Origin of the sequence: Fibrella musci (genome assembly GCF_041321105.1) — a bacterium.
In the GTDB taxonomy this organism is placed as follows: Bacteria; Bacteroidota; Bacteroidia; order Cytophagales; family Spirosomataceae; genus Fibrella; species Fibrella musci.
Genome location: NZ_JBGGWD010000004.1, coordinates 641,206 through 667,292, shown reverse-complemented (window position 1 = coordinate 667,292; position 26,087 = coordinate 641,206). Strand labels below are relative to the sequence as shown.

At 56.2% G+C, this 26,087-nt stretch carries 19 protein-coding genes; 7 read left to right on the top strand and 12 right to left on the bottom strand.

The window, feature by feature from the left end; all coding sequences use genetic code 11:
• Positions 1-145: 145 nt before the first annotated feature.
• Complete coding sequence (locus tag ACAW74_RS15960; RefSeq protein WP_370699204.1) at positions 146-1,174, top strand: NAD-dependent epimerase/dehydratase family protein; 1,029 nt, start codon at positions 146-148, stop codon at positions 1,172-1,174.
• 333 nt (positions 1,175-1,507) lie between these two features.
• Positions 1,508-2,911: a tetratricopeptide repeat protein gene (locus tag ACAW74_RS15955; RefSeq protein ID WP_370699203.1), complete on the top strand. Its 1,404-nt coding sequence runs from the start codon at positions 1,508-1,510 to the stop codon at positions 2,909-2,911.
• A 60-nt stretch (positions 2,912-2,971) separates the two neighbouring features.
• Here ACAW74_RS15955 and ACAW74_RS15950 read toward each other — a convergent pair whose 3' ends face one another.
• Positions 2,972-3,367 carry a Dabb family protein gene (locus ACAW74_RS15950; RefSeq protein WP_370699202.1) on the bottom strand — a complete coding sequence of 132 codons (396 nt, stop codon included), beginning with the start codon at positions 3,365-3,367 and terminating at the stop codon, positions 2,972-2,974.
• A 284-nt stretch (positions 3,368-3,651) separates the two neighbouring features.
• Between ACAW74_RS15950 and ACAW74_RS15945 the strand changes: the two genes are divergently transcribed.
• Positions 3,652-4,395 carry a ferritin-like domain-containing protein gene (locus ACAW74_RS15945; RefSeq protein ID WP_370699201.1) on the top strand — a complete coding sequence of 248 codons (744 nt, stop codon included), beginning with the start codon at positions 3,652-3,654 and terminating at the stop codon, positions 4,393-4,395.
• Positions 4,396-4,413: 18 nt separating this feature from the next.
• The gene (locus ACAW74_RS15940; protein ID WP_370699200.1) at positions 4,414-5,223 is read left to right on the top strand and encodes a ferritin-like domain-containing protein; all 810 of its coding nucleotides are present in this window, start codon (positions 4,414-4,416) and stop codon (positions 5,221-5,223) included.
• Between the two features lie 80 nt (positions 5,224-5,303).
• On the opposite strand, the gene ACAW74_RS15935 is transcribed toward ACAW74_RS15940, so the two are convergent.
• The 10 genes from ACAW74_RS15935 to ACAW74_RS15890 form a co-directional block, all read right to left on the bottom strand.
• Positions 5,304-6,401, bottom strand: a complete 1,098-nt coding sequence (locus tag ACAW74_RS15935) for an ABC transporter ATP-binding protein (RefSeq protein ID WP_370699199.1) — start codon at positions 6,399-6,401, stop codon at positions 5,304-5,306.
• A gap of 74 nt (positions 6,402-6,475) precedes the next feature.
• The gene (locus ACAW74_RS15930; RefSeq protein ID WP_370699198.1) at positions 6,476-7,768 is read right to left on the bottom strand and encodes a hypothetical protein; all 1,293 of its coding nucleotides are present in this window, start codon (positions 7,766-7,768) and stop codon (positions 6,476-6,478) included.
• Between the two features lie 111 nt (positions 7,769-7,879).
• Positions 7,880-8,689, bottom strand: a complete 810-nt coding sequence (locus ACAW74_RS15925; protein ID WP_370699197.1) for a carbohydrate ABC transporter permease — start codon at positions 8,687-8,689, stop codon at positions 7,880-7,882.
• A gap of 141 nt (positions 8,690-8,830) precedes the next feature.
• Entirely contained in the window at positions 8,831-9,682 is an 852-nt protein-coding gene (locus ACAW74_RS15920) for a carbohydrate ABC transporter permease (protein WP_370699196.1), read from the bottom strand.
• A 97-nt stretch (positions 9,683-9,779) separates the two neighbouring features.
• Positions 9,780-11,081, bottom strand: a complete 1,302-nt coding sequence (locus tag ACAW74_RS15915) for an extracellular solute-binding protein (protein ID WP_370699195.1) — start codon at positions 11,079-11,081, stop codon at positions 9,780-9,782.
• A 69-nt stretch (positions 11,082-11,150) separates the two neighbouring features.
• Positions 11,151-12,245: a LamG domain-containing protein gene (locus ACAW74_RS15910; protein WP_370699194.1), complete on the bottom strand. Its 1,095-nt coding sequence runs from the start codon at positions 12,243-12,245 to the stop codon at positions 11,151-11,153.
• 87 nt (positions 12,246-12,332) lie between these two features.
• Entirely contained in the window at positions 12,333-13,835 is a 1,503-nt protein-coding gene (locus tag ACAW74_RS15905; RefSeq protein ID WP_370699193.1) for a RagB/SusD family nutrient uptake outer membrane protein, read from the bottom strand.
• A gap of 18 nt (positions 13,836-13,853) precedes the next feature.
• Positions 13,854-16,991 (bottom strand): SusC/RagA family TonB-linked outer membrane protein, encoded by a 3,138-nt coding sequence (locus ACAW74_RS15900; protein WP_370699192.1) that lies wholly within the window; start codon positions 16,989-16,991, stop codon positions 13,854-13,856.
• A gap of 189 nt (positions 16,992-17,180) precedes the next feature.
• Positions 17,181-18,578 (bottom strand): mercuric reductase, encoded by a 1,398-nt coding sequence (locus ACAW74_RS15895; RefSeq protein ID WP_370699191.1) that lies wholly within the window; start codon positions 18,576-18,578, stop codon positions 17,181-17,183.
• 189 nt (positions 18,579-18,767) lie between these two features.
• Positions 18,768-19,985 carry an NADP-dependent isocitrate dehydrogenase gene (locus ACAW74_RS15890; RefSeq protein ID WP_370699190.1) on the bottom strand — a complete coding sequence of 406 codons (1,218 nt, stop codon included), beginning with the start codon at positions 19,983-19,985 and terminating at the stop codon, positions 18,768-18,770.
• Positions 19,986-20,217: 232 nt separating this feature from the next.
• Between ACAW74_RS15890 and ACAW74_RS15885 the strand changes: the two genes are divergently transcribed.
• Positions 20,218-21,651 carry an amidohydrolase gene (locus ACAW74_RS15885; RefSeq protein WP_370699189.1) on the top strand — a complete coding sequence of 478 codons (1,434 nt, stop codon included), beginning with the start codon at positions 20,218-20,220 and terminating at the stop codon, positions 21,649-21,651.
• Between the two features lie 48 nt (positions 21,652-21,699).
• On the top strand, positions 21,700-23,352 hold the full coding sequence (locus tag ACAW74_RS15880) for an amidohydrolase (protein WP_370699188.1): 1,653 nt from the start codon (positions 21,700-21,702) through the stop codon (positions 23,350-23,352).
• Between the two features lie 226 nt (positions 23,353-23,578).
• Here the strand turns inward: ACAW74_RS15880 and ACAW74_RS15875 are convergent, their stop codons facing one another.
• On the bottom strand, positions 23,579-24,049 hold the full coding sequence (locus tag ACAW74_RS15875) for a hypothetical protein (protein WP_370699187.1): 471 nt from the start codon (positions 24,047-24,049) through the stop codon (positions 23,579-23,581).
• Positions 24,050-24,129: 80 nt separating this feature from the next.
• On the opposite strand from ACAW74_RS15875, the gene ACAW74_RS15870 reads away from it, so the two are divergent.
• Positions 24,130-26,013: a glycoside hydrolase family 127 protein gene (locus ACAW74_RS15870; protein WP_370699186.1), complete on the top strand. Its 1,884-nt coding sequence runs from the start codon at positions 24,130-24,132 to the stop codon at positions 26,011-26,013.
• Positions 26,014-26,087 lie beyond the last annotated feature (74 nt).

The window sequence follows — 26,087 nt, the reverse complement described above, 5'->3', positions numbered from 1 at the left end:
CTCATCAGCCGGGCGTATCGTCTCCGGATAAGTAGGGTTGTAGCGTAGGTACGTGGCGGCCACTAAGCACTCGGTGTTCATACATTCAGCTAGCAGCCGTACCTTGGGCCGCCAACCGGTTTGCCTACCCTCGAATACATTCTGAATGACCTCATCGTTACCGCGTAACCTTACTCTCGTAACTGGTGCCACGGGCCTGATTGGCTCACACGTTGTCCGTTATCTGCTTCAGTTAGGGCGACCCGTGGCGGCACTGTACCGACCCGAGAATGGCTATGGCCTGCTCACCGACGTAGCCGACCAACTAACTTGGCACGAGGGCGACGTACTTGATATTCCTTCGCTCGAAGCGGCGATTACCCCCGGTGCCGATGTGGTGCATTGCGCCGCCATCGTATCCTTTGTACCAAAAGACCGCGCCCGCATGGAGCAGGTCAATGAAGAAGGCACGGCCAACATCGTCAATGTTTGTTTGAAGGCGGGAGTCCGTAAGCTGGCGTACCTCAGCTCCGTGGCGGCCCTTGGTCGGCCCGAGGTGAAAGGAGGCGAACCCGATGCGTCGGCGGTTGGTTTGCCAGCCATTGTGGTTACGGAAGAGCAGAAATGGCAGGAGTCGCCGCTCAACTCGGCCTACGCCAAAACCAAGTACCGGGCCGAATTGCAGGTCTGGCGGGGCAGTGCCGAAGGGTTACCCGTGGTGATCGTCAACCCCAGCGTGGTGCTGGGCGCGGGCGACTGGACGCGCAGCAGCACCCAACTGATTAAATACGCCTACGATGAAAAGCCATTCTATACCGATGGCACCATCAATTACGTCGACGTGCTCGACGTAGCCGAAGCCATCGTGAAGCTGCTGCACAGCGAACTGGTCGATCAGCGGTTTATTCTGAACGCTGGCACCATCCCATACCGCGACTTTCTAACCCAGCTCGCGCAGGCACTGGGCAAACGTCCACCCAGCCGCCGGGTGCCGCCGGGCCTGGCTAATGTACTCTGGCGCGTGGAGGCGGTGCGGTCGTGGCTGACGGGCCGCGCCCCGCTGATCACCCGCGAAACAGCCCTCAGCGCCAGCCATCGGTATACGTACCCCGGCGACCCGATCACGAAAGCGATCGATTTCCGATATCACTCCCTCGCCGACACGCTGCATCGCATAGCGCAAACCATAAAATAAGGAACGTGTGGGTGACGGCCAGACCGATCAGGGTCAAAAGAACAACGTTTGGCGCAGGTCGTTGACTTATTTGTCGCTAAGTACCAAGCGATTACTCCCTATCGTCTTATTGCACCGCGCTTTGATCTTACCTGTTACCGTTGCCCCGCTTCTATCCTACGAAAAGTATTTGAACGCGTTTGTCGGGATTTCCGTTTTTCTACGTATATTTCTTAACAACATCGGATAAATCGCGCCGGTGGTGCGTCCCCTATCCCGTGCGGTACAACTTTCGACCGGCGTATTCCGCTTTTCGGCAAATCGCAGGTGGTGGTTGTGAATCGACACAGCTACATGGAGCAAGAATTTGACGAACGAGCTGGCGACATCAAAGAGAGCATCCAACGCTTTGAGCAAATGCTCGCCAGTGAAGAAAATTTTTATTTCGACCTCGACGTCTATGAGCGTCTGGTTGAACATTATCTCAACGAAGCTGACCTCGACCGGGCGTTTAAAGCGGCCGAGGCTGGCCTGGATCACTTTCCTTACGCGCTGGAACTGATGCTTGATCGGGCACAGATTCTGGCCAACTATCAACGATTTGACGAAAGTCTCGATCAACTGGACAAAGCCGGGTTGTTTAACCCCGGCGACCTCGACGTGCAGTACATGCGTGGGTCGGTGCTAAACATGGCCGGGCGGTTCGAAGAGTCCATCGAAACGCTTCAGGAAATGCTCGACCGCACCGACGATAAAGACGACGTGTACTTCCAGATGGCGCAGAGCTACCAGAACTGGGGTAAGTTCGACGAGGCGGTTACCTTCTATAAAAAGGCAATTGACCTGAATCCGGCCAATGAAGGGGCGCTCTACGAGTTGTCGTTTTGCCTCGACGTGGCGGGTAATCTGGAGGAGCATCTGCCCTACTACGAGTCACTGATCGATAAGGATCCGTATTCGTATAATGCCTGGTATAACCTCGGCATCGCCTATAGTAAGCTAAGCCGCTTTGTGGAAGCCGCCGAAGCCTACGACTATGCCATTATCATCAAGGATGATTTTGCATCGGCTCACTTCAACCTAGGCAACACCTATATGAATCTGGGGTTGTTTGAAAAGGCCGAAGCTGCTTACCGCGAAACACTCAAATACGAAGAAGCCACCGCCGACACCTATTGCCACCTCGGGGCCAGCCTCGAACGGCAGGATCGGCTCCCGGAGGCGATTAAGGAATACCGCGAGGCCGTGAAGCTCGACCCGCTCTGGGACGAAGCCTGGTATGGCATCGGCGCGTGTATGAGTGAGTTGGGCAAATGGTATGAAGCCGTGCCCTTCCTGCAAAAGGCGATCAAGCTAAACGATAACAACGCCGATTACCACATTATACTGGCCGAGACCGAGTACAAAATCGGGAATGTCATCGCCAGTGTCGATGCGTTTGAGAAAGCGGCAGAGATCGATCCGACCAACGCCGATGTATACCTGCTGTGGTCGCTGATTCCGTTTGATCAGGGCGATTTTGCGCAGGCGTACCAGACCATTCAGGCGGGCCTGAGCGAACTGCCACAGGAAGCTGATCTGTATTACCGGGCCGTGGTGTATCAGATCTACGCCGGCAACTACCGCGACGCGCTACTAAACCTGGAAACGGCCCTCACGCTCGACTACGACAGCCATGTACAGTTGTTTGAGTTCTTCCCCGAACTTGAAAAACAAAAGGCCCTGTACAAGATCATTCAGCAGTACCAGGCGAAATAGCCTGGGGTTAAACAAAAAAAGCCAACCTTAAACGGTTGGCTTTTTTTGTTTAACCCCAGGCTATTTCGCTTGATTAACGAAATCGACCACGGTGACGTCGGCCAGCCAGGGGCCAACTACCGAACCAAATTGTTTGTGGGCCGGATGCGGCAGGTACGTATCCCGATCTTTGACGCTATCGAACGTCAGGATGAAGGCGTGCGTCAGGCCCTTGTCCAGCTTCTCAGGGCTGTTGTTGGTGCCCCACTGGAAGCTTTTGATCTCTTTGATTTTCGAGGGTAGTGCTTCAAAGGCAGCTACGATCTCCGATACCTTCTCGGGCGTGGTTTCTGGCTTGAATTTGAACAGGACAATGTGTTGGAGCATGGCTTTGGGCGCTTGCTTTTTTGGAGGATCAGCCAGCGCCGTCGTGGCGAACAGCAGGGCGGCGCAGAGCGAGCAGAGTATCTGATTCATGAACGAATAGCGACTGGTAAAAAAGTCATCGATAGGGTAAGACACACGCTTTATGAACATACTGTTTACGTCGATTCGCAAAAAATAATTTTCACTTACCTGAAAGTATAAATTGACCAAAGAGTGTCCTACAACGCGCCAATTGTCCCGTTCCCTCGAAATGAAACGATTTTATGATTTTTCAATCATTTCCTTAAATCCATCCGATACCCAATCCCGTTCATAACGCTGAATTGCCTGAAGGTCGGGCGGATCTATTAATCAACAATTTCTTTTCAGGTACTATGGAAATCGGTACGAAAAAGACCCCTACCCCAACCACTCCGGGTGAGTTTGTGGAGCAGGTTGGCCGCCGTCGATTCCTGCGTTATGCAGGTTTTTCGGTAGCCATGACGTCAGTAATTCTGGCGGCGTGCGAAAATAAAGACAGCGCGGTTGCACCTGGTGCAGACCGGGGTGCACGGGCAGCTGGTGACACAGTTGACCTGGGTTCTGGTAACATTGCTATCCTGAACTACGCCTACGCTCTGGAGCAACTGGAGGCTGCGTTCTACGATCAAGTGATCAAAACCCCTTACAAAGACATTACCACTCGTGAGTTTGAACTGTTGAAAGAAATCCGCAACCACGAGATCGTGCACGCTGAGTTCTTCAAAGCCGCTCTGGGTGCTGCGGGTCTGCCGGCACTGACGCCTGACTTCAGCAGCATCGACTTCACCGACCGTCTGTTCGTTCTGAACCAGGCTCGTCAGTTTGAAGACGTAGGAGTTTCGGCTTACAATGGTGCAGGTCGCCTCCTGACGGACGCGTCTCTGTTGCTGGTTGCCGGGAAAATCGTGTCAGTTGAGGCACGGCACGCTGGTTTGATCCGTACGCTGACCCTCTCGCCAAGCACAGGTTTCTTTGCTGGTGACGATGTAGTCAACAACAACGGACTGGATGTGGTACGTACACCGGCTGAGGTGTTACCAATTGCGCAGCGCTATATCAAAGAAAAAATCACGGCCAATAGCGTGCCCGTGATGTAACCCCTCAACGGAACAGACATGAACCTATTTCAACTCTTCTCTGACATCGAAAAAGTCGATGCCGAGGCTAACGAGCGGCTCCAACACTCACGTCGGAACCTGCTAAAGAAAACGTTTGCTGCCGCTGCTGTGGGTACTCCTACGCTGCTGGCCGCATCGATGAACAAGGCGTTTGGTCAGTCGAACATCATCGTCGACGTACTGAATTTCGCCCTGACGCTCGAATACCTCGAGCGCGATTTCTACCGGGCCGGCCTGTTCTCAGGCATCGTTCCGGGTGCTGACCGCGATGGTATCGTAACGATCACCAAGCACGAAGCCCAACACGTTGATTTCCTGAATGCCGCTCTGGGCAGCGCTGCTATCCCCAAACCTGCGAAGTATGACTTCACGGCGGGTGGTGCTTTCCCGACGGTACTGACGAACTACCAGACGTTCCTGACGGTGGCTAACGCCCTGGAAGACACGGGTGTTCGTGCCTACAAAGGTCAGGCTGGTAACCTGATGAGCAACAAAGACGTACTGACGGCCGCCCTGCGGATTCACTCAGTAGAAGCCCGCCACGTGGCAGGTATCCGTCGTCTGCGTGGCATCGACTACGTTTACTCGTCTGATACGTTCCCAATGGGCGTACCGACGGCCGTTTACCAAAACGAAAGCCAATACAACCAGGCTGGTGTCGATCTGCTGCAAGTAGCCGACGCTAAAATCATCACGCGTGCGACCCCGCGCGTAGCTGAGAAAGCGCAGGTGGTATTCGAATCGTTTGATGAGCCGCTGTCGAAAGAGCAAGTACTGGCAATCGCCGGTCCGTTCCTGCCGAAGTGATCTGAACGTACCTGAATAAAAAGCCCCGCAACGTATTAGGTTGCGGGGCTTTTTTGTAGGCTATGAGGAACGTACCTGGCTTACAACCGCAGCTCGGTTTCAGCGTCGAACAGGTGGCATTTTTCCGTTTGCCAGTAGAGCGTAGCCGGTTCATTCAGTTGCAGACCAGAGTCGGCAGGGAGCCGAGCCACGAACCGATTGCCCCCCAGCATACCATAGGCAAACAGCTCGTTGCCCAGCTGCTCAAGCGCATCAATGGCCATTGGCTGAGCGTGGTAAGCCGGATTAGGTTGATCGGTCAGATTTTCGGCCCGAATGCCCAACACCACCGAACGCCCCAGGTACGTGCCGAATGCCTCCCGGTGCGGGTGCGCGCTCAGGTCGATCGTTATCTGATCCGTCTCATCAACAAACTGCACTGTACTCACAGACCCACTCAATTTTCCTTTCAGGAAATTCATGGGCGGCGAGCCAATAAAGCCAGCCACAAACAGATTGGCGGGTTGATTGTAGAGGGTCATAGGCGTGTCAAATTGCATGACGTCGCCGCCGCGCAACACGCAGATCCGGTTACCGAGCGTCATAGCCTCTACCTGATCGTGCGTAACATAGATGATCGTCGCCTGTAGCTCCCGGTGTAGTTTCTGCAACTCGATGCGCGTTTGACCCCGCAGCTTGGCGTCGAGGTTGCTGAGCGGCTCGTCGAACAAAAACACCTTAGGATCGCGTACGATTGCCCGCCCGATCGCTACCCGCTGCCGCTGCCCACCCGACATGTCTTTCGGTTTGCGGTCGAGCAGGTTCTGAATATCCAGAATGCTCGCCGCCTTCTCGACCCGTTGCCGAATGTCGGCCTTGCTGAACTTGCGCAGTTTTAGCCCGAAAGCCATGTTTTCGAACACAGTCATGTGCGGGTACAGCGCGTAGTTCTGAAACACCATCGCGATGTCGCGGTCTTTGGGCGGCAGGTCGTTGATGCGGTTGCCATCGAGCAGCAGATCGCCATCCGTGATGTCTTCCAGCCCCGCAATCATGCGCAACAGCGTCGATTTACCGCAGCCGCTCGGTCCGACGAACACCACGAATTCGCGGTCATCAACCGTCAGGCTGACATCACGAATCACGCGCGGGCCATTGGCGTAGGCTTTGGCAATATGGGAAAGCGAAATTTGAGCCATAAAAAGAGAATGAGTGAATGAGCAGTCCGCCTCTGCGGTGATAGCCGTTCCTCCGCATCAGCTTACTCGCCCTTTCACTCTTTAAATCCGTATTTCTCGGCCATTTGAATGGCCAGTAGTGCTTCAATGGTTGATTCGGCGCCGGCATTGCGGCTGACACTCGTTGCCGATGAAATGCCGTCATAGCCCCGGCCCGTCGCGCGGTCATACATGGTGGCGTTGGCGGGGTTGCTGCCCAAAAACCAGCGCGTCAGTTTCTCGGCCTGCGTCAGCCATTTAGCGTCGTTGGTTTGCTCGTATAGCGCCAGCGTAGCCCAGACCATCGGCCGAACGCCATAGGCAATCTGCGAAAACTTCGACCGTTTCAGCTCCGTAAACGATTGACCCGACTGCCGCACCGAAAAGGATTCCAGAAAGCCTTCGTTCAGAATATACGGGTAAAAGTTCTCGACCTCGCGCCGCCCCGCTGCGATCCACTCCGGTTTGTTGAGCGCCTTGCCGACCGTCAGCAGCGCATAGGCCTGATCGTTGCCATAGGCGTGCCAGCCGTTGTCGAAGCTCAGAAACGCGCCATACGGATACTGCCCGGCATCGCCTTTCTGCATGAGCAGAATACCCGCTGCCAGTTTCTCCATCAGGCTCAGCACGGCCGGGGTTTGGGTTTGTTTATATACGTTGTTCAGCCCCAGCAGCATAATTGCCGCCTGATCGGAACCTGAGCCGTAGGGCAACCACTTGGGCACGGCCACACCCTCCACAAAATTGGCGTCGGTAGGGCGCGCCCCAAAGTCACTGACCATCACCGTCACCAGCCGGGTTACACTCGTCTGAATCCGACTGGCCAGCGCTGCATCGGTCGATTGGTAATACGGACCGGCTTCGCTCAGCAGCCACAGCGCCCGCCACGACCACCAGTCGGCCACGTTCTGACTGGTACGGAACGTGGTGTTAATGCGGCCATCGGGCCAGAGGAAGTTGTAGAAATAGCCCGATGCTGATTGCATCTCGAGCACGAACGACACCAGTTTTTTGAGCTTGGTCTGTTTGTCGGCATTAGTGGCCAGATCGGATTCGCGTAACAGGAACAACCCCGCCCGCGTTACATCGTCCACGCAGGTAAACCCTTCATCATCGTCGTCGACGAGTTTATAGGCACCATTGGCCTGCGGTTCGGCGTAGATCCAGATGGTACCGACTTCAGCACCAGTGGTGGTCACTTTGGCAGCCTGATACAACGTACCCAGCAGGTGATCGGTGTTGACCAGCCGCGTGGCCGCAGGTACGTTGCCACCGTTGGGATTGACCGATTTCTTGCAGGACGGTGCCAGCAAAACGAGGGTTGCGACTAAAAGCGAAAGTTGTTTCATAACATTGGTGCGGCCCGCCGCTGCGGGTCATTTGCCTTTGGCGTCATTCGTTGTGAAAAACAATTAATGACAATCAATGACTACGAATGACGGCGCAGCCTATGACCCTTTCTAATCTTTCAGGCCGGACGAGGCCATACTGCGGATGAAATGTTTCTGGAAGAAGAGGTACAGGATAATCACGGGGATAGCCAGCATAACGGCCGCCGCAATCTTGACGGCCAGCTGGGAGTCGGCGCGACCACCGACCGAGAAGAGCGTAACGAGTTGCGGCATGGTCATCGTCGGTTCGTCGCGCACCACGATGAGCGGCCAGAGTGCGTCGTTCCAGATGCCCATGAACGTCAGGATGGTAATGGTCACGACGGTGGGGAGAATGTTGGGCACCAGAATCTGAAAAATGATGCGCAGTTCGCCCGCCCCATCCATGCGTGCCGCGTCGATCAGCGCCTGTGGCAAACCCATGAACGCCTGCCGGAACAGCAGAATCGCAAACGAATTCATCACGAACGGAACAATCAGCGCCAGGTACGTATCGACCCAACCCAACCGCACCATCGTGATGTAGTTGGGAATCAGGGTAATCTGAAACGGCAACGTCATGGTGAAGATGATGGCGAAGAACAGCAGTTGCTTCCCGCGAAACTCAAGCCGGGCCAAGGCGTAGCCGACCATCGCGCCCAGAATCAGCACAAGCGTGGTGGTAACCGTCACGACGAAGACACTATTGAGAAACGCCCGGCCCAAGGGGATACGCTCCAGCACCGTGCGGTAGTTGGCCAGCGTCGGCTCAACGGGTAACAGCCGCAAGTCGCCCAGCCCCGCTTCCGACGACAACGACGCGCTGATCATCCAGACAAACGGATACAGAAACGAAGCCGCCGCCAGAGTCAATAAAAGGTATGTCAGGGCTTTATTCATCGTTGTGTTGACCTCACCCCCAGCCCCTCTCCTTGAAATAAGGAGAGGGGAGTCGAGTCAGGAATTTCTTATCTCCTCAAGTAGCTCTACAAACAGATTATTTTCGTTAAGGCTCCCCTCCCCCTGCTTTAAAGGGTGGGGTTAATCGGTGGTTTCGACATAGCGTTTCTGAATGGCCACGACGGTCAGAATCAGCAGGGCGAAGCAGAAGCCGAGCGTGGCCGAGTAGCCCATGTGGTAATACTGAAACGCCTGCCGGTAAATGTACATGACCGCGGACAGGGTGCTGTTGAGCGGGCCGCCCTCGGTCATGATGTAGGGTTCGATGAAGAGCGAAAAACCGCCGATCGTCGACAGCACCACCACCATAAACAGCGTTGGATTGATCATCGGCAACGTGATGTATCGAAACTTCTGCCAGGCCGTTGCTCCTTCCAGATCGGCGGCTTCGTAATACTGCGTCGGTACGGTTTGCAGCCCCACCAGAAACAGGATGACATACAGACCTACATTCTTCCAGGTGGCCATCAGCGCAATTGAGTACATCGCGACGTCGGGGCTTTCAAGCCAGGGCACTTTCGGGATGCCGATGCCCGTCAGCAACCGATTGATCATGCCCGCGTTGAATCCCAGCAGTTGTTGCCAGAGAATCGTGACCACCACGCCCGACACAATCACGGGCAGGAAGAACGCCCCCCGAAAAAACGCCCGCCCTCGAATGGGGCTGTTGAGCATTTCGGCCAGCGCCAGCGCCACCACAATCTGAAGTGGAATGTGCAGCAGCAAGAACCGGATGGTGTTCCAGAGCGCCTGCCAGAACAGCCGGTCCTTCAGCAGACGTGCGTAATTGTCGAGCCCTACGTATTGCATCGGCGAGATGATGTTCCAGCTATGGAACGTCAGCACCACCGAGAACACCACCGGAAACAGCACAAACACCGCAAGGTGCAGCACGTAAGGCGCAATCAAGGTGTAGGGGACAAGGCGTTTCATATCGGTTTTATCTGTAGAGACGCAATCCCTTGCGTCTCAGCTGTTGCGTCAGTTCGTCGATTGGATGAGACGCAAGGGATTGCGTCTCTACGTACGATCAATTTCCTAACAGCACATCGACGGCTTTGGCGGCATCGCTGATGGCAGTTTCGGGGGGTTTGCGGTTATAAACAACGCAAGCTTCGTATTCCTGCGAGATAATGTCGAAGACTTCCACGATCAGTTCGTGGTTATCCACGCCTTTCAGGTAGCGGGCCTGTTCGGCGAAGGGCTTCAGGCGCGGATGCTGCGCCAGGAATGGCGTAAAGTATGGGTCGGTCGTCAGATTCTTGCGGCGGGGTAGTTGCCCGGTCAGTTCCAGCAGGCGCAAGTCACCGGGGCGATCGACCAACGTTTTCACGAAAGCCCAGGCCGCCGTCGGGCTGGGGCAGGTATTGAAGATGACGATGTTTTTAGGGTCGGCATAGGTGTATATCGGGCCCTGATGCGCGTCAGGAACGGGAACCGAATAAAATTGGTAGCGAAGGTCTGCGTCGCCGTATTTTTCGAGGAAACCTACCTGCCAGGGTCCCGTAAACAGCGTAGCGATGCGTTGCGCAATGAACGGGTCGCGGGTGGCCGATAACCGTTCTTTAGCGAAATAATTATTTCGGTACAGGGTCTGCAAAAAGCGGAATACGCCCACAGCCGCCGCGTTGTTGAAGGCCGCCCGCGCTTTCTGGCCCGGCTGCTGCGTCAGCAACGGGGCTCCACCCGAAGCCGCCAGATAGAGCGGGTAGAAGTTGAACAGCCGTTCGTACCAGATGGGGCGCACTTCGGTATAGCCCAGCCACTGATCAACGTACCCGTCGTGGTTAGCGTCTTTCTGCACAGCCTGTCCGGCTTTCAAAAAGGCATTATAGCGGTAACTCCCGGCATTGGGGAGCAGGCCGGCCAGCATACCGGTGTTGCACAGGTTCATGATCGGATTCACCTTCCAGGGTACCTGATAGATATGTCCGTCGCCCGAGGTGATCTCGCGGATGGCAAGGCTGTCGCAACGTTCCCGAATGAACGCCAGAAAGCCGGGGATGGTGTCGAGTGGCACCAGTACCCCGGCTTTGGCATACATCTCGACGCTCCCCTGCCACATATTGGCGTAAATGTCGGGCGTGGTCTTGCCCACCACCGACGCCAGAATGATCTCTTCGCTCGACCGTCCTTCCGGAATGGGTTGATACCGCAGCGGCACCGTCGGCTGGGTACGTTGCCATTGGTCGGTAAACTCCTTGGCCAGCGTGATTTCGGCGGCATTATTCGAACACCAGAATACCAGCGGTCGGCTGGCATCGGTGTTTTCGGGGCGGCAGGCGGCAAACGAAATGAATAATGTACAATGTACAATGTACAACGGGTTCACTTTCCTAAACCAGCTATGTAGATGGGAGGCCAATCCATTGTGCATTGTACATTGTGCATTAGTCATTCTTTACAGACTCTTCTCGGCGTTGTAGATCGAACGTACCTGCGTACCGCTCAGCACGGCATTGTAGATCCGGATTTCATCCATTGCACCCGTGAAATAACCACCCCAAGGGCCGTTGAAGTTGTTGCCGTCGGCGTCGTCTTTCTCGTTGTTCTGGTACAGATTGTTCGGCAGATCCTGCCCGATCGTCAGGTTGATGGTATTTTTCACGCCTATCGGATCGCCCGTTACCGATGCGTCGGTCCAGGTCTTCACGGGTGTACCGTCAATATAGAAGACCATTTCGCCCGATTTATACGATACCGCAATGTGATACCACTTGTTCAGATCGAGCGTGGGCGATTCGTTATCATGGTCAACGTACTTGCTAGCGCCGGTTTTTACGGTCATAAACACCTTGTTGGCTTCCTGCAATTGCAGCTTGTAGCCATTCCAGCGGTTCAACGATACCAGATAATTGCTGGCCCGGATGGCCCCTGGCTTCACCCACATGGCGATGGTCATTTCTTTCGACGGATTCAACACACTGTTGAAGGGCACTTCGATGTTGGCCCCTTTATCAAAGAAATATGCTTTGTCGGCCTGCCCCAAGTGATCCTGGGTTAGCGTAGGTGTACCACCGCCCCAGCCCGAGAAGCTGTTGGCACCGGTGCTGGCAGCATTGGTTTTCAAGGTACCATTCAGGCCCTTGCCCGAGGCATCGTTGGCGTTCCCGTCGAGTTTCAGGAACAGCACCAGCTTATCGGGGGCAATCTCAGCGACCTGCTTGCTGCGGAACGTGGTAGTGGCCTGCCCCAGGTTCACGTAGGCGTTGTTCACCTGCGTTTGGGTCGAGGCCGTGTTGTTCAGTACCGACGTTGCTGCGTCGATCGCCGTTTTGTACGTAGCGCGTGAGCCTACTTCGTAACTACCGACGGCGGTACCTTCTTTGGCTCCATTATACAGCGTGTTGGCGCTGTCGATTCGGGCCCGCAGGGCCGTTGTATTCACGGGGTCGACCGTGGGGCCGTCGTCTTTCTTACAGGCCTGGAACACGCTGAACAGCAGTACGAAAGCCAGTAAGACTTTCAGCGAAGTCATAAACGATGAGCTTCTCATTGGGAATTGTGATTAAGGTGAAACTAAAAACTGGGTAAAGACATAGGACCACGGCGATCGAATCCGTTGGCCCCTGACAGCCGTTGGCTAGAACTTCAGGGCTTTGTTAGTGTCGCGCTCGCTTTGCGGAATCGGGAAGTAGCGGTTGCGGTCGTAGTTGAAATTGGGTTTGTCGCGCAGGGCATTCTGGGCGTAGTCTTTGCCGTAGCGCATCAGATCGAACCAGCGATGAAACTCGAAGCCGAGTTCGACGCGCCGTTCATGACGAATGGCCTCGCGCAGATTACCCTGACTAACGCTGCCTAAATCGGGCAGCAGGCCCGTAGGGACGGCGGCCGTACCGGTCGTGGGGCGCAGGGCTGTGTCGTTGAGGTAACTTTCGCGGGCTCGTTTGCGGAGCCGGTTCACCAGCGGAATGGCCTCGGCCGGGCGGTTTAGTTCGTTGAGGGCTTCCGCCGCCATCAGCAGCACGTCGGCGTAACGGATCAGCACGTAGTTCAGGTTGCCGTCGCCCTTGAGACTCACCGGAATCTCCGATAACGGCTGCACGTGCTTTTTGTTCAGGTAACCCGTTGGCGACCACGATGGATCGAAGGCTTCGCCGTTGACCCACTTGCCCCCTTGCCGCCCCACGGTGTAATCGAGTCGCGGATCGACCACGCCAGCGGTGGTTTTCTCGAATTCGTTGACGAAGGCAGTTGTAGGTACGTCGAAGAAATAGCCGTTTTCGCCGGAGCGGGGGGCAAACCACTGGTTGAGCCGATTGCCCTGAAACGGCACCTGCCCGGTCAGGTGTTGCACCGAGAAAACCGATTCGCGGCTGTTGCGGCCCGTGGTCTGGAAATTCTGAGCATACAGCGGCAACAGATCATATTGACCACTGCTGATAACAGCCTGCGCGGCGTCGAGGGCCTGCTGCCACTTGCCCTGGTAGAGCGACGCCCGTGCCAGCAACGCATTGGCCGCTCCTTTGGTGGCCCTGCCCAGGTCGGCACCGCCGAGCGTAGCAGGCAGCAGCCGGACGGCTTCGCGCAGGTCAGGTTCGATGGCATTGGTGTACACATCGGCTACGGGCGACTGCGTAATCTGCAACTGATCGGGGTTGCGCGGCTCCAGCGACACCGGGATGGGGCCGTAGATATTGGCCAGATAGAAATAGTAAAGCGCCCGCAGGAACCGGGCTTCGCCCAGCAACCGATCGCGAACGGCGGGCGTGATATTGGCCGTCGGAATTTGCGGAATACGCGCCAGAATCCGGTTGGTGCGGGCTACGCCTTCGTAGAATTGTGCCCACTGTGTCTCAACGGGGCCGTTGTTCGGAAACACCTGATAGTCATCGACCAGTCCGATGTCGGCTTGATCACCAGGGTCGCCCCCTTTCGCGGCATCGTCAGAGGCGACATCGCCAAACACCCACAGGCGATTGTTGTCGGAAGCAAACGACAAGGGCTGATAGGCAGCATTGACCGCCAGCACCGCCTGCCGTTCATTCTGATAAAACGACTCCTCCGAGTAGTCACCGCGCAATTCCTCGTTCAGGTAATCGCGGCATCCCGACAGCAGTAGTAGCAAGAGCAAATACTTTTTCATAACGTGGTGGGGAACCGGTTAAAAGTTCACATTGATACCGAGGGTATAGATTCTTGAGATTGGGTACGTTCCCCAGTCGATACCCACGGCCACGTCGCCCCGAAACTGTTCGTTGTTGAGGTTGTCGCTCGACTGTTGTTCGGGGTCCATGCCAGGGTACTTCGTGAACGTCAGCAGGTTTTGCCCGCTGACGTAAATCCGGGCGCCAGCCATTCGCCATTTGCGGACCAGACTAGCTGGTAGCGAATAGCCGATCTGCACGTTTTTAAGCCGGGTAAACGAACCGTCTTCCAGAAAGCGCGTCGAGGGAAGCTTGTTGTTGGTAGCCCCCCGCCACGACACCCGCGGCTGCGTGTTGCTGGTGCCTTCGCCCGTCCAATGCTCGTCGACGACCCGCTTCGTGATGTTGAACGATCGATAAAAGCCTTCAATGTCGGTGGCTACCTGATAGTAGACTTGGTTGCCCGATACGCCCTGCACGAATACCGACAGGTCGATGTTGCGCCATTGCAGATTGGCCGTTGCGCCATAAACAAGCGGCGGAATGGGGCTTCCCACGTGCGACCGATCCAGCTGATTGATCACGCCATCGCCGTTCAGATCGCGGAATTTTACGTCGCCGGGGCGGATGTCGTTCCCTTGAAAGGCGCTGGTGAAAATGTCGGCCTGATTCTGAAAAATACCGTCCTGCGCCAGCAGGTAAAAAGAACCGATGGGGTACCCTTGTTCGGTGAGTGTGGCGAAGACGCCGTTATCAATCCGCCCGCCTGGAATGGGTTGGCCATTTCCCAGCGAAAGCACCTTGTTCTTGATGTACGAGACGTTGGCATTGATGTCGTAGTTCAACTCGCGCACCCGGTTCCGGTACGTGAGTTCCAGTTCGATACCCTGATTCTGCACCCGGCCCGCATTGACGTAGGGCGCCCCTGCCGTACCGCCCGAACGCGGCACCGGCACCGGCAACAGAATGTCGGAGGTCTGTTTCAGGAAATAGTCGATGGTGGCTTGCAGGCGATTGTTGAAAAAGCCCATATCGAGGCCTACGTCGGTTTGCGTCGATGTCTCCCACTTCACGTTGGTGTTGCCACGCGAGGTCACGGTGTAGCCGGGTTGCTGCGCCGGGCCTTCGCCAAACGGGTAGTTGAAGCCCTGCGTGACGATGCTGGCGTAAGGGTAATTACCGATTTCCTGGTTGCCCAGCTGCCCAATGCTCGCGCGCAGTTTCAGGATCGACATGGTAGGTTGTAGCGCCCGGAAGAAGTCTTCCTGATCGATGTTCCAACCCACGGACCCCGAGTAAAAATTGGCGTAACGGTTATCCGCCGGGAATCGGCTCGACCCGTCGCGGCGGAAGTTGGCCGAGGCCAGGTATTTGCCTTTGTAATTGTAGTTGACCCGGCCAAAGAGCGAAAACAACTTCCAGCGCGAATCGCCCCCGTAGCTGTTCCGGCCGGTGGGGTCGGCACCGCGCCCGAGGTAGCGCAGGTTCGGGTCCTGATCGATAAACGAACGGTCGGAGCCCGTCAGGTCACGGCCTACATTCCGGATGGCTTCCGTACCAACCAGCACCGAGAAGTCGTGGCTGCCAACCTGTTTCAGGTAGTTGAGCGTGTTGTTCCAGGTCAGGTTTGTCGACGTACCTATGTTTTCGGTCAGGGTGGCGGGGCTGTTAATCCGCCCGTTGGTCCCCCAGTTTTCGTTGAACCGCTTTCGGTTCAGAATGCCCAGATCGAGCCCTCCGTCGGTGCGGAAGATCAGGCTTTTCGTTAGCTGAAACTGCCCATAGAGATTACCAAACGCCCGATATTGCCGCTCCTTGTTGTCTTGCTTCAGGGCCAGCCCAACGGGATTATAGCCGTCGCCAAACAGGTCGGGGCGGGCGGGCAGGTCCGAGAAATCACCCGTTGTGGGGTCGTATACCGGAATGGCGGGGGTGCGAAACAACGCATACCGGACTACGCTACCTCCATTGCCGCCGTAGCCATCGCCCGACGACGGGATGATGTCGCGCTCGCCGTAAGTCAGGTTCAGGTTTGTGCCGATTTTGATAAAACCCGCGATGTCGGCGTCGATATTGGCTTTGAGCGAATAGCGCCGATACCCCGAGTTGAGCACAATGCCCTGCTGATCGAAGTAGGCCCCGCTGATGAGGTAGCGCGACGAAGCCGTACCACCGCTGAACGACATCTGGTAGTTGTTGATGGGCGCAACCCGAAAGATTTCCTTTTGCCAGTCGGTATTGGGTAAGGTGGCCTGAATTTCAGGCGTAATGAGTTTCCGGAACAGGCTGGGATTAGTGAACTCGGCGTTGTCGTTGTTGGCGGCTTCGTTGTAAATCCGGACATACTCATCGGTATTGGCCATCGGAATGAGCCGCCCATGCTGTTGCAGGCCCGTGTAGGCGTTGAAGCTGATTCGGGCTGAGCCGGTCGCGCCTTTTTTCGTCGTAATCAACACAACGCCGTTGGCCGCCCGCGCGCCGTAAATGGCCGACGACGACGCGTCTTTCAGGATCGTAATACTCTCAATATCGCTGGGCGTGAGAATGCTGAACGCGTCTTTAGTCGGAATACCATCGACGATGTAAAGCGGATTGTTGTCGTTGATGCTGCCCGTTCCGCGAATCCGGACGGATACGCCTTCGCCCGGGGCGCCGGTATTCTGTGTGACACGTACCCCCGGCGATTTCCCCTGCAACGCCTGATCGACGCCCACCAGCGGTAACCGGCTGATTTCTTTAGCACTCACCGTCGAAACAGCCCCCGTCAGGTCCGATTTCTTCTGAGCGCCGTAGCCGACCACCACTACTTCCGTCAGCGACTGCGCTTCTTCTTTAAGCTGAACGTCAATGGTCGATTGCGTGGTAACAGCTACCTCTTGGCTAACGTACCCAATGTAGGAAAATTGAAGTGTCGTGTTCTGACCGTCGGCGATGGAGATACGGTATTTTCCATCAACATCCGTGCTGGTGCCTCGTTGCGAGCCTTTGACAACCACATTGACACCCGGTATACCCTGTCCTTTTTCGTCGCGGACTATCCCCGACACAGTGCGGTCGCCCGACTGCGCCCATAGGGACGGGCAATACAGTAGTAAACTAAATAAAATGACAAAAAAACGCCGATCCAAGCGGCGGCAAGGTACATCTTCGTTCATAGCGTCGAGCAGTCAGGTGGTGTAACCCCCGTTATACAATCCAAATATAGTTTAACAAAATGGCTGAATTGTTAAATCTTATCGAATGACCTAATGACTAAAAAATAATGCTGATAAATTAGTAAGTATTGACATCGTTATACCTATTGACTGATGGGTATGTTCAGTTGATGAATTCCGGAAAAGCCATCAATCGAGCGAGGCAAACAGATTGTTGAACGCTTCAGCCAATGTTGGGTGAGCGAAAACGGCGTCTCGAAGCCGTTGATAGGGCAATTGACCCATCATAGCGAGTTGGAGCATCGTCATCAACTCGCCGCCTTCCATACCGAGTATAGCCGCGCCAAGCAACTGATCGGTTTTTGCGTCGATGAGCACCTTCATCAGACCGTTGGTATGACTCGTTTCGATGGCCCGCGCCACTTTGCTCATGGGCATACTCGCCACACGTACCTGACGGCCCTGCTTTTTGGCTTCCTGCTCACTTAGCCCAATCCGCCCCAGTTGCGGGTCGGTAAACACCGTGTAGGGCACTGGGCGATTGGCGATGCTGGCCTTGCCCCCATCGAGCAGGTTCTGTTTCACAACCCGGTAGTCGTCGTAGGCAATGTGGGTGAAGGCTGGTCCGCCTTTGATATCGCCCAGCGCGTAGATGCCGGGCTGCGTCGTTTCGAGCCGATCATTAACCTGAATGAACCCTTTCTCGTCGGTCGTCACGCCAGCGGCTTCCAGATTCAGTGCGTCGGAGTTGGGCGTTGTCCCTACCGCTACGAGCAGATGTGAACCCGTTAGCGTATGATGCTGATCGTCGGTGTTCAATGTCAGCTTGATCGTCGTTGCTCCAGACTGACGTACCTGCGTGACCGCCGTGTTGTACCGAATCACGATGCCTTCGTCGGTCAGAATCTGGGCCAGCGCCTCGCTGATATCCGGGTCCTCGTGGGGCAGCAGGTGCTCATCCCGAACCAGCATCGTGACTTTACTACCAAACCGACGGAACATTTGACTGAACTCGACGCCAATGTAGCCGCCACCAATAATCACCAGATGTTTGGGCAGTTCAGGTACGTCCATCAGCGTAGTCGACGTCAGCCAGTCGACCGTATCCAGCCCCGGTATAGGTGGTGTGGCGGGGCGAGTACCGCAGTTGATAAAGATCTGATCGGCCGTCAGCCATTGCTCCTTGCCATCGCTCTTGTGTACCACAACGGTGTTGGCATCGGCGAAACGGGCTTCCCCATAGAGTAGGGTCAGGTGCTTGGTTTCGGCAAACGATGCTTCGATACCTCCCCGGAATTGGTCCACCATCGTATTCTTCCGGTCGATCACCGCCGCAAAGTCAACCACCACCTTACCTGCCCGGACGCCGTACTCGCTCAGACGGCGCGCTTCATGGGCAGCCTGTGCTGATGCCAACAGGGTTTTGGTAGGCGTGCAGCCGTAGTTGATGCAGGTACCGCCCACCCATTTCCGCTCGATTATGGCTACGGAACGGCCCGCTTCGGCCAACGCCATGGCCAGCGGTTTACCGGCCTGTCCAACGCCGATGATGATGGCGTCGTAGCGCCGGGGAGTGTGTGATGCCATGGTGGTGCGTCGGTTCAGGAACACGGCTCGTAATGCCGTTTCACTTGAAACCACCGTAGGCCGTTTTGGTTAGCGAGTATATACGTCTTTTCTATTCACCCTACAGTACGACAAATGCCTGCACAGAACCGTCAGAAAAGACAGTTTCGTACAGGCATTCGTCTACGCTGTGTTAATCAGGGCTATACCTTACGCCAGCTTGGCTTGCAGCGCCTGATCGAGCGCTTCAAGGAAATCTTCAGTATTGAGGTAATGCTCACCTGCTACCAGCTTCGTGCCAACAGGGTATGCCGACAAGGCCAGGTCTTTGGTCATCTTGCCGCTTTCTACCGTTTCCACGCAAACCGCTTCGAGGGCGTTGGCGAAATCGATCAGCTCCTGGTTGTTGTCGAGCTTGCCCCGGAAGGCCAGACCCCGCGTCCAGGCGTAGATCGAGGCGATCGGGTTCGTGCTCGTTTTGTTGCCTTTCTGGTACTCACGGTAGTGGCGCGTCACGGTGCCGTGGGCGGCTTCCGCTTCCATCGTTTTGCCATCGGGCGTTACCAGTACCGAGGTCATCAGACCCAGTGAACCGAAGCCCTGCGCTACCGTATCCGACTGTACGTCGCCGTCGTAGTTTTTGCAGGCCCACACGAAGTTACCTTCCCATTTCAGGGCTGAGGCCACCATGTCGTCGATGAGGCGGTGCTCATAATGTACTTTGCCCGCGTACTCGGCGTCGTAGATTTCCTGGAAAATGTCTTTGAAACGACCGTCGTACTTTTTCAGGATCGTGTTTTTGGTCGACAGGTACAGCGGCCAGCCTTTGTCGAGGGCTACGTTGAAGCAGGCCCGGGCAAAGCCACGGATCGACTCGTCAACGTTGTACATACCCATGGCTACGCCACCACCTTTGAACTGGTACACGTCGAACTCCTGCACGCTGCCGTCTTCGCCTTCAAACTTCATCGTCAGCTTGCCGGGACCGGGTACCACGAAATCCGTAGCGCGGTACTGATCGCCGAACGCATGCCGACCGATGATGATGGGGGCCGTCCAGTTGGTAACAAGGCGGGGTACGTTCTTCATGACGATGGGCTCGCGGAATACGGTGCCGTCCAGAATGTTCCGGATCGTACCGTTGGGCGACTTCCACATCTGCTTCAGGTTGAACTCCTTCACGCGGTCTTCGTCGGGCGTGATGGTTGCGCACTTGATACCCACGCCGTATTCTTTAATGGCGTTGGCCGCGTCGATGGTTACCTGATCATTGGTTTCGTCGCGGTATTCGATACCGAGGTCGTAGTATTTAATGTCGACGTCAACGTAGGGCAGAATCAGCTTGTCTTTGATGAATTTCCAGATGATGCGGGTCATTTCGTCGCCGTCCAGTTCGACAACCGGATTCGCCACCTTAATCTTTGCCATTGTGTTATGATTAGATACGAGAATAAACACTACAAAATTTGGCCGCAAAGGTAGCATGTAACACCGGAATAAAATCTGGTGCGCGCGCTGCTTCGCGGGGGGAGATTGTTCGTGCTATGCTAACAAGGCTACCGTAGCGCTTATCTAACCGGAAGCAGGCCGCTCTCTGGCCGAGCCTCACTTGCACCAGATGCAATCCATTGCTACTTTACAAAAGCAACCTGCATCCTCCATGAAACATACCTACCTACTCTGGCTCAGTCTACTAGTGAGCCTCCCCCTCTGTGCCCAACCCGAAAAAGCAATTATTAGCCAGCTTGACCGGCAGTACCCACACTATGCCGCGCTAGCGGGCCAGATCTGGAAACTGGCCGAACCGGGGTATCTGGAAGAAAAAACCAGCCGCCTGTTACAGGATGAACTCCGGCAGCAGGGTTTCACCATCACTCAGGGCGTTGCGGGCATTCCTACGGCCTTCGTAGCCAGTTACGGACAGGGGGCGCCTGTGATCAGCCTGCTGGCCGAAATGGATGCGCTACCGGGTCTTTCGCAGGATTCGGTGCCGACGCGCAAGCCACTCGTTCCCAACGCTTACGGTCATGCTTGTGGTCATAACCTGTTTGGCGTAGGATCAGTAGCGGCGGCGATTGCCACGAAAGACTGGCTTAAACAGACCGGACGATCGGGCACGATTCAGCTCATCGGGACGCCCGCTGAAGAGGGCGCGGGCGGGGGCAAAACGTATCTGGTGCAGGCAGGCGTATTCAAGCCCGTCGACGCCGTGTTGCACTGGCATCCGGGCGACCACAACAGTGCCAGTCCGGCCTCGTCGCTGGCCTACCGGGTAGCCTTGTTCCGGTTTAGTGGTCGCGCTGCGCATGCGGCGGCAGCCCCCGAAAAAGGCCGCTCGGCGCTGGATGCCGTCGAGGCGATGGATTACATGGTGAACCTGATGCGCGAACACGTCACGCCCGAAACCCGGATTCACTACGTGATTAAACAGGGCGGACTTACCTCCAACATCGTCCCGGATTATGCCGAAGTCGAGTACACTATTCGCCACCCCTCGGCGCAGGGGCTAGAAGAGGTCTGGGCGCGCATCATGAAAACGGCACAGGCGGCGGCGCTAGGCACCGAAACCACCATGACCTACGAAGTGATGGCCGGACTCTACAACCTATTGCCTAATGAAACGCTGGCGCAGGTGATGCAAACCAGCCTGCAAACGGTGGGCGGCGTACAACTCACACCAAGTGAAGTCGATTTTGCCAATAAAATCCGGCAAACGCTGGTAACACAAACCCTGCCGCCGGTCAGCAGCGCGGGTGAGATTCTGCCTTACGCGTTGGGTGGCATTACCCCCGCCTCGACCGACGTGGGCGACGTAAGTTGGGTCGTTCCCACGGCTGGCCTTTCCACGGCGACCTGGGTACCCGGCGTACCGGCGCATAGCTGGCAGGCGGTGGCCTGCGATGGCATGTCGATTGGCTACAAGGGCATGATGGTAGCGGCCAAGACACTCTCGATGGCGGCCATTTCGCTTTTCCAGCACCCCGATTTGATCACCAAAGCCAAAACCGAACTCGACAAAGCGCGGGGTGGTGCCACCTTCACCTACAAATCGCTGGCCGGCGACCGAAAACCACCCCTCGACTATCGCAAATGAACGTACCTGTTCGCTAAATTAACCACGAATCAACCTGTATAGAACCCAATGAAACACACGTACCTCTTCCTCCTGCTGCTGCCCATACTGGCGTTGGGTCAGTCCAAAAAAAGCGCGAAACAGGCCGCCACCACGCCGCTCGACAAGCTCAAAGCGGAAGCCGTTGCCGCCGTGGAGGCTCGCAAAGACCAGGCGCAGCAGATCAACGACATGCTGTTCAGCTTCTCGGAGTTGGGCTTTCAGGAAGTCGAAACGTATACGTACCTGACGACGCTGCTCGAAAAGGAAGGCTTTACCATCCAGAAAAACATTTCGGGTATGCCCACCGCCTGGATCGCGACCTGGGGGAGCGGCAAGCCCGTCATTGCCATCGGTTCCGACGTCGACTGTATTCCGAAAGCCAGCCAGAAACCCGGCGTGGCTTACAAAGACCCGATCGTAGACGGCGCACCCGGCCACGGCGAAGGGCATAACTCAGGCCAGGCACTCAACATTGTGGCGGCACTGTCGGTGAAGAAGCTGATGGAGCGCGACAAGATTCCAGGTACGTTGATGCTGTGGCCCGGCGTAGCCGAAGAGCTGGTTGGCGCTAAGGCGTTCTACATTCGTGATGGCTATTTTAAAGATGTCGACGCCTGCATTTTCACCCACGTGGGCGACAACCTCGTCACGTCGTACGGCGACGCGGGCAACAACGGGCTGGTGTCGGTACGGTTTACGTTTGAAGGGTCGGCGGCGCATGCGGCGGGTGCTCCCTGGCGGGGTCGGTCGGCGCTCGACGCGGTGGAGTTGATGAACATCGGCTGGAACTACCGCCGCGAACACCTCGAACTCACCCAGCGCTCGCACTACGTAATCTCCGACGGCGGCGATCAGCCCAACGTGGTGCCGTCGAAGGCGTCGGTCTGGTATTATTTCCGCGAACGCAGCTACCCCAAAATCCGCAAACTGTTTGAGACGGGGCTGGCCATTGCCGAAGGCGCCGCCAAGATGACCGAAACCAAGGTTACCTACGAAATTCTGGGCTCAGCCTGGCCGGGGCATTTCAACAAACCTATTGCCGAAGCCGCCTATCAGAACATCAAAAAAGTAGGACTGCCTACCTGGTCGGCAGAAGATCAACTGCTGGCTAAAGCCACGCAGAAGGAACTGCAATCGCGCAAAACAGAAGGGCTGGCTGTGAAACTCGACAGCCTTGGCCTACCCGCCAACACTGCTCCCACCGTGATGATGGGCGGGCAGAATTTCGTACCGCTAACGGGCGGCTCCGACGACATTGCCGATATCGCCTGGTCAGTGCCGACGATTGTGCTGCGTTATCCGAGCAACATCCCCGACCTCCCCGGCCACCACTGGAGCAACGCCATCTCGATGGCTACGCCCATCGCCCACAAAGGCGTAGTAGCGGGTGCAAAAGCTGAGGCCATGACCCTACTCGATCTGCTGCTGAAACCCGACCTGATCCAACAAGCCAAGGATTACTACGTCAACGAGCAGACGAAAGAGCAGAAGTACACGCCGCTGATTTCCAACAAAGAATTCCCGGCGGTGTACCTCAACCAGAAGATCATGACCGATTTTAAACCGAAGCTCAAGCCCTACTATTACGACCCGTCGAAATACAAGACGTACCTGGAGCAACTGGGCATCACGTACCCAACCCTCCGCGACGATCAGCGGGCCGAGTTGATCAAGAAGTGATGCATGCTGAACAGTAAGCAGTGGGCGGCATTTTTGTCATCCCAACGCCAGGAGGGATCTTGATGCGTCATTAGTCTCAAGTGAGGATACATCAAGATCCCTCCTGGCGTTGGGATGACAAAAAGCACTACTTAACTAGCTTACTTATCAGCCCACCCTTACTTAGCACGATTCAGCCTGTTTTCCACCGATGTTATCGTTTATGTGGAAAACAGGCTGAATCGGTTTACTGAGCAGTCAATTCCAGGCGCTGCTGGGCAGTCGTAATCACTAATTCAGTAGCGGTTAAGCGTTCGATTCGCCACACTGTACCTGTAGTAAGCTCTGACAGGCGACAACTGACCGCTACACAAATGGGATCAGCCACCTCCGGCCCCAGAAACTCGATCGTGGTATCGGTCGCCCGGAAGCGGGTTGGTGCGCAGCAAATCGCCAGCTGTTGAGCGTCCCCGAAACGTACCTCGTTCTGCCGCGTCAACGTGACGATGGCTGTTTGATCGGTGCCGCCGGGATTCTTTTGAACGTACGTATAGGTCCGATAAAGTAGGTCGGGTGTAATGTCGGCAGGCGTACTACACGCCATCACGAGAAGAGTCAGTAAAGAGACGATATAGCGCATCGGAGAAAGCTTTTTCGCATTAGACCGCTGGGTACGTCCGACCGTTGGAACGGCCACTTCTCCGGGCGGAGAATCCACAAGAAATCGCTTTTTGCCCCGAAATCAGTAAGTCCGTCCAGGCAACGACTCTCTGATGCAAACACCGAAAACCCGATGGTATGCGTCTGTTTCCCGTAAGTCTGTTCGCGTTGGCCGGTTGGCTGGTTACTCTTCCGTGTAGTGTGGCGCAGGTCGTGGTCAAACTGGCCGTTGTCGATCAGCTATTGCCCACCCTATCGGCCCGACTGACGGGCTTTGTGGGCGACAAACTGGACGCGTCGTATCAGCATCGCATTCTGGCGCAGGACGTGGACCGGCTCGTAGCCCCGTTTCGCGACCGCTCCGAAACCCGCTGCTGGCAGAGCGAATTCTGGGGCAAATGGTTTACCTCGGCCGTATTGGCCTACCGTTACCGCCCCGAGCCCAAGCTCAAAACCGTACTGGACAAGGCCGTTGCCGACCTGATTGCCACCCAGACACCCGACGGCTACATTGGCAACTATGCCGACGCCAGCCACCTGCAACAATGGGACATCTGGGGCCGCAAATATTGCCTGCTGGGGCTGCTGGCCTACTACGATCTGACGCGGGACAAACGAAGCCTGACCGCCGCCCGCAAGGTGGTCGACCACCTGATGAATGAACTGGCGACGCGGAAAGCGCTGCTGGTGAAGCAAGGGAACCACCGGGGTATGGCCGCGACATCGGTACTGGAGCCGGTTTGCCTGCTCTACAGCCGCACCGGCGACAAACGGTATCTCGCGTTTGCCGAGGCCATTGTGCAGCAGTGGGAGTCGCCCGAGGGGCCGCAACTGATCGCCAAAGCCGATGTGGACGTAGCCAGCCGATTCCCGAAGCCCAAAAACTGGTTTGGCTGGGAACAGGGCCAGAAAGCCTACGAGATGATGTCGTGTTACGAAGGCCTGCTCGAACTATACCGGCTGACGGGGAAGACCGCCTACAAAGTCGCCGTTGAGAAAACATGGCAGAACATCCGGGATACCGAGATCAACCTGGCGGGGTCGGGGTCGAGCGTGGAATGCTGGTTTGGCGGCAAAGCGCTGCAAACGCTGTCGATCAACCATTATCAGGAAACCTGCGTGACGGCCACCTGGATCAAGCTGAGTCAGCAACTACTACGCCTTACGGGCGACGCCCGCTATGCCGATGCCATCGAGCAGACGTATTACAACGCGCTGCTGGGGTCGATGAAAGCCGATGGCTCCGACTGGACCAAATATACACCCCTGAGCGGGCAGCGGCTGGAAGGCGGCGAGCAGTGCAGTATGGGCCTCAACTGCTGCGTCGCCAGCGGCCCACGGGGACTGTTTACGCTGCCCCTTACGGTCGTGATGAGCCGCGCAGATGGTATTCAGGTTAATTTTTTCGTCGAAGGAACGTACCTGACCAGTACACCGGGCGGGCAGTCGCTCACCCTGCGCCAGCAAACCGACTACCCGGTTTCGGGGCAAAGCACACTGCACCTGTCGCTCCCCAAGGCCGAGTCGTTTACCGTCCGGGTACGTATCCCAGCCTGGAGCGCACAGTCGACCGTAACGGTCAACGGGCAGGCGGTATCGGCAGTGGTGGCGGGTGAGTACATGGCGATTAACCGCACCTGGCAAACGGGCGATCAGCTCAGCCTGACGCTGGATATGCGCGGGCGGGTGGTCCGGATGGGCACTACCCCGCAGTATCTGGCCATTGTGCGCGGCCCCGTCGTGCTCACCCGCGACGCCCGGCTAGGTGGTCCCAGCGTGGATGAAACCATTAGCCCCGTGGTTGGGCCGGATGGGTACGTCGACCTGAAGCCGGTATCGGCAGCGCAGGGCGGGTTTTGGATGCAATTTGACGCCCTATTCCGGCTCGAATCGCACAAGGAAGGCGACAACAAGCCGGTGTTGCTTCGTCTTTGCGACTACGCGTCAGCGGGAAATACCCTCGACGACCAATCCCGCTTCCGGGTCTGGCTCACGCAGCCCATCGACCCCCGATTGAATTAAAGGGAATTGACTATTTTTTGTCATCCCGACCGGGACGCGTAGTCGTCAGGAGGGATCTTGGCGTATTCTTACCC

What these genes read in the sequence shown, in the direction of transcription:
- ACAW74_RS15960 (WP_370699204.1), top strand. Translation starts at nt 146, where the DNA reads ATGACCTCATCGTTACCGCGTAACCTTACTCTCGTAACTGGTGCCACG.
- ACAW74_RS15955 (WP_370699203.1), top strand. Translation starts at nt 1,508, where the DNA reads ATGGAGCAAGAATTTGACGAACGAGCTGGCGACATCAAAGAGAGCATC.
- ACAW74_RS15950 (WP_370699202.1), bottom strand. Translation starts at nt 3,367, where the DNA reads ATGAATCAGATACTCTGCTCGCTCTGCGCCGCCCTGCTGTTCGCCACG.
- ACAW74_RS15945 (WP_370699201.1), top strand. Translation starts at nt 3,652, where the DNA reads ATGGAAATCGGTACGAAAAAGACCCCTACCCCAACCACTCCGGGTGAG.
- ACAW74_RS15940 (WP_370699200.1), top strand. Translation starts at nt 4,414, where the DNA reads ATGAACCTATTTCAACTCTTCTCTGACATCGAAAAAGTCGATGCCGAG.
- ACAW74_RS15935 (WP_370699199.1), bottom strand. Translation starts at nt 6,401, where the DNA reads ATGGCTCAAATTTCGCTTTCCCATATTGCCAAAGCCTACGCCAATGGC.
- ACAW74_RS15930 (WP_370699198.1), bottom strand. Translation starts at nt 7,768, where the DNA reads ATGAAACAACTTTCGCTTTTAGTCGCAACCCTCGTTTTGCTGGCACCG.
- ACAW74_RS15925 (WP_370699197.1), bottom strand. Translation starts at nt 8,689, where the DNA reads ATGAATAAAGCCCTGACATACCTTTTATTGACTCTGGCGGCGGCTTCG.
- ACAW74_RS15920 (WP_370699196.1), bottom strand. Translation starts at nt 9,682, where the DNA reads ATGAAACGCCTTGTCCCCTACACCTTGATTGCGCCTTACGTGCTGCAC.
- ACAW74_RS15910 (WP_370699194.1), bottom strand. Translation starts at nt 12,245, where the DNA reads ATGAGAAGCTCATCGTTTATGACTTCGCTGAAAGTCTTACTGGCTTTC.
- ACAW74_RS15905 (WP_370699193.1), bottom strand. Translation starts at nt 13,835, where the DNA reads ATGAAAAAGTATTTGCTCTTGCTACTACTGCTGTCGGGATGCCGCGAT.
- ACAW74_RS15900 (WP_370699192.1), bottom strand. Translation starts at nt 16,991, where the DNA reads ATGAACGAAGATGTACCTTGCCGCCGCTTGGATCGGCGTTTTTTTGTC.
- ACAW74_RS15895 (WP_370699191.1), bottom strand. Translation starts at nt 18,578, where the DNA reads ATGGCATCACACACTCCCCGGCGCTACGACGCCATCATCATCGGCGTT.
- ACAW74_RS15890 (WP_370699190.1), bottom strand. Translation starts at nt 19,985, where the DNA reads ATGGCAAAGATTAAGGTGGCGAATCCGGTTGTCGAACTGGACGGCGAC.
- ACAW74_RS15885 (WP_370699189.1), top strand. Translation starts at nt 20,218, where the DNA reads ATGAAACATACCTACCTACTCTGGCTCAGTCTACTAGTGAGCCTCCCC.
- ACAW74_RS15880 (WP_370699188.1), top strand. Translation starts at nt 21,700, where the DNA reads ATGAAACACACGTACCTCTTCCTCCTGCTGCTGCCCATACTGGCGTTG.
- ACAW74_RS15870 (WP_370699186.1), top strand. Translation starts at nt 24,130, where the DNA reads ATGCGTCTGTTTCCCGTAAGTCTGTTCGCGTTGGCCGGTTGGCTGGTT.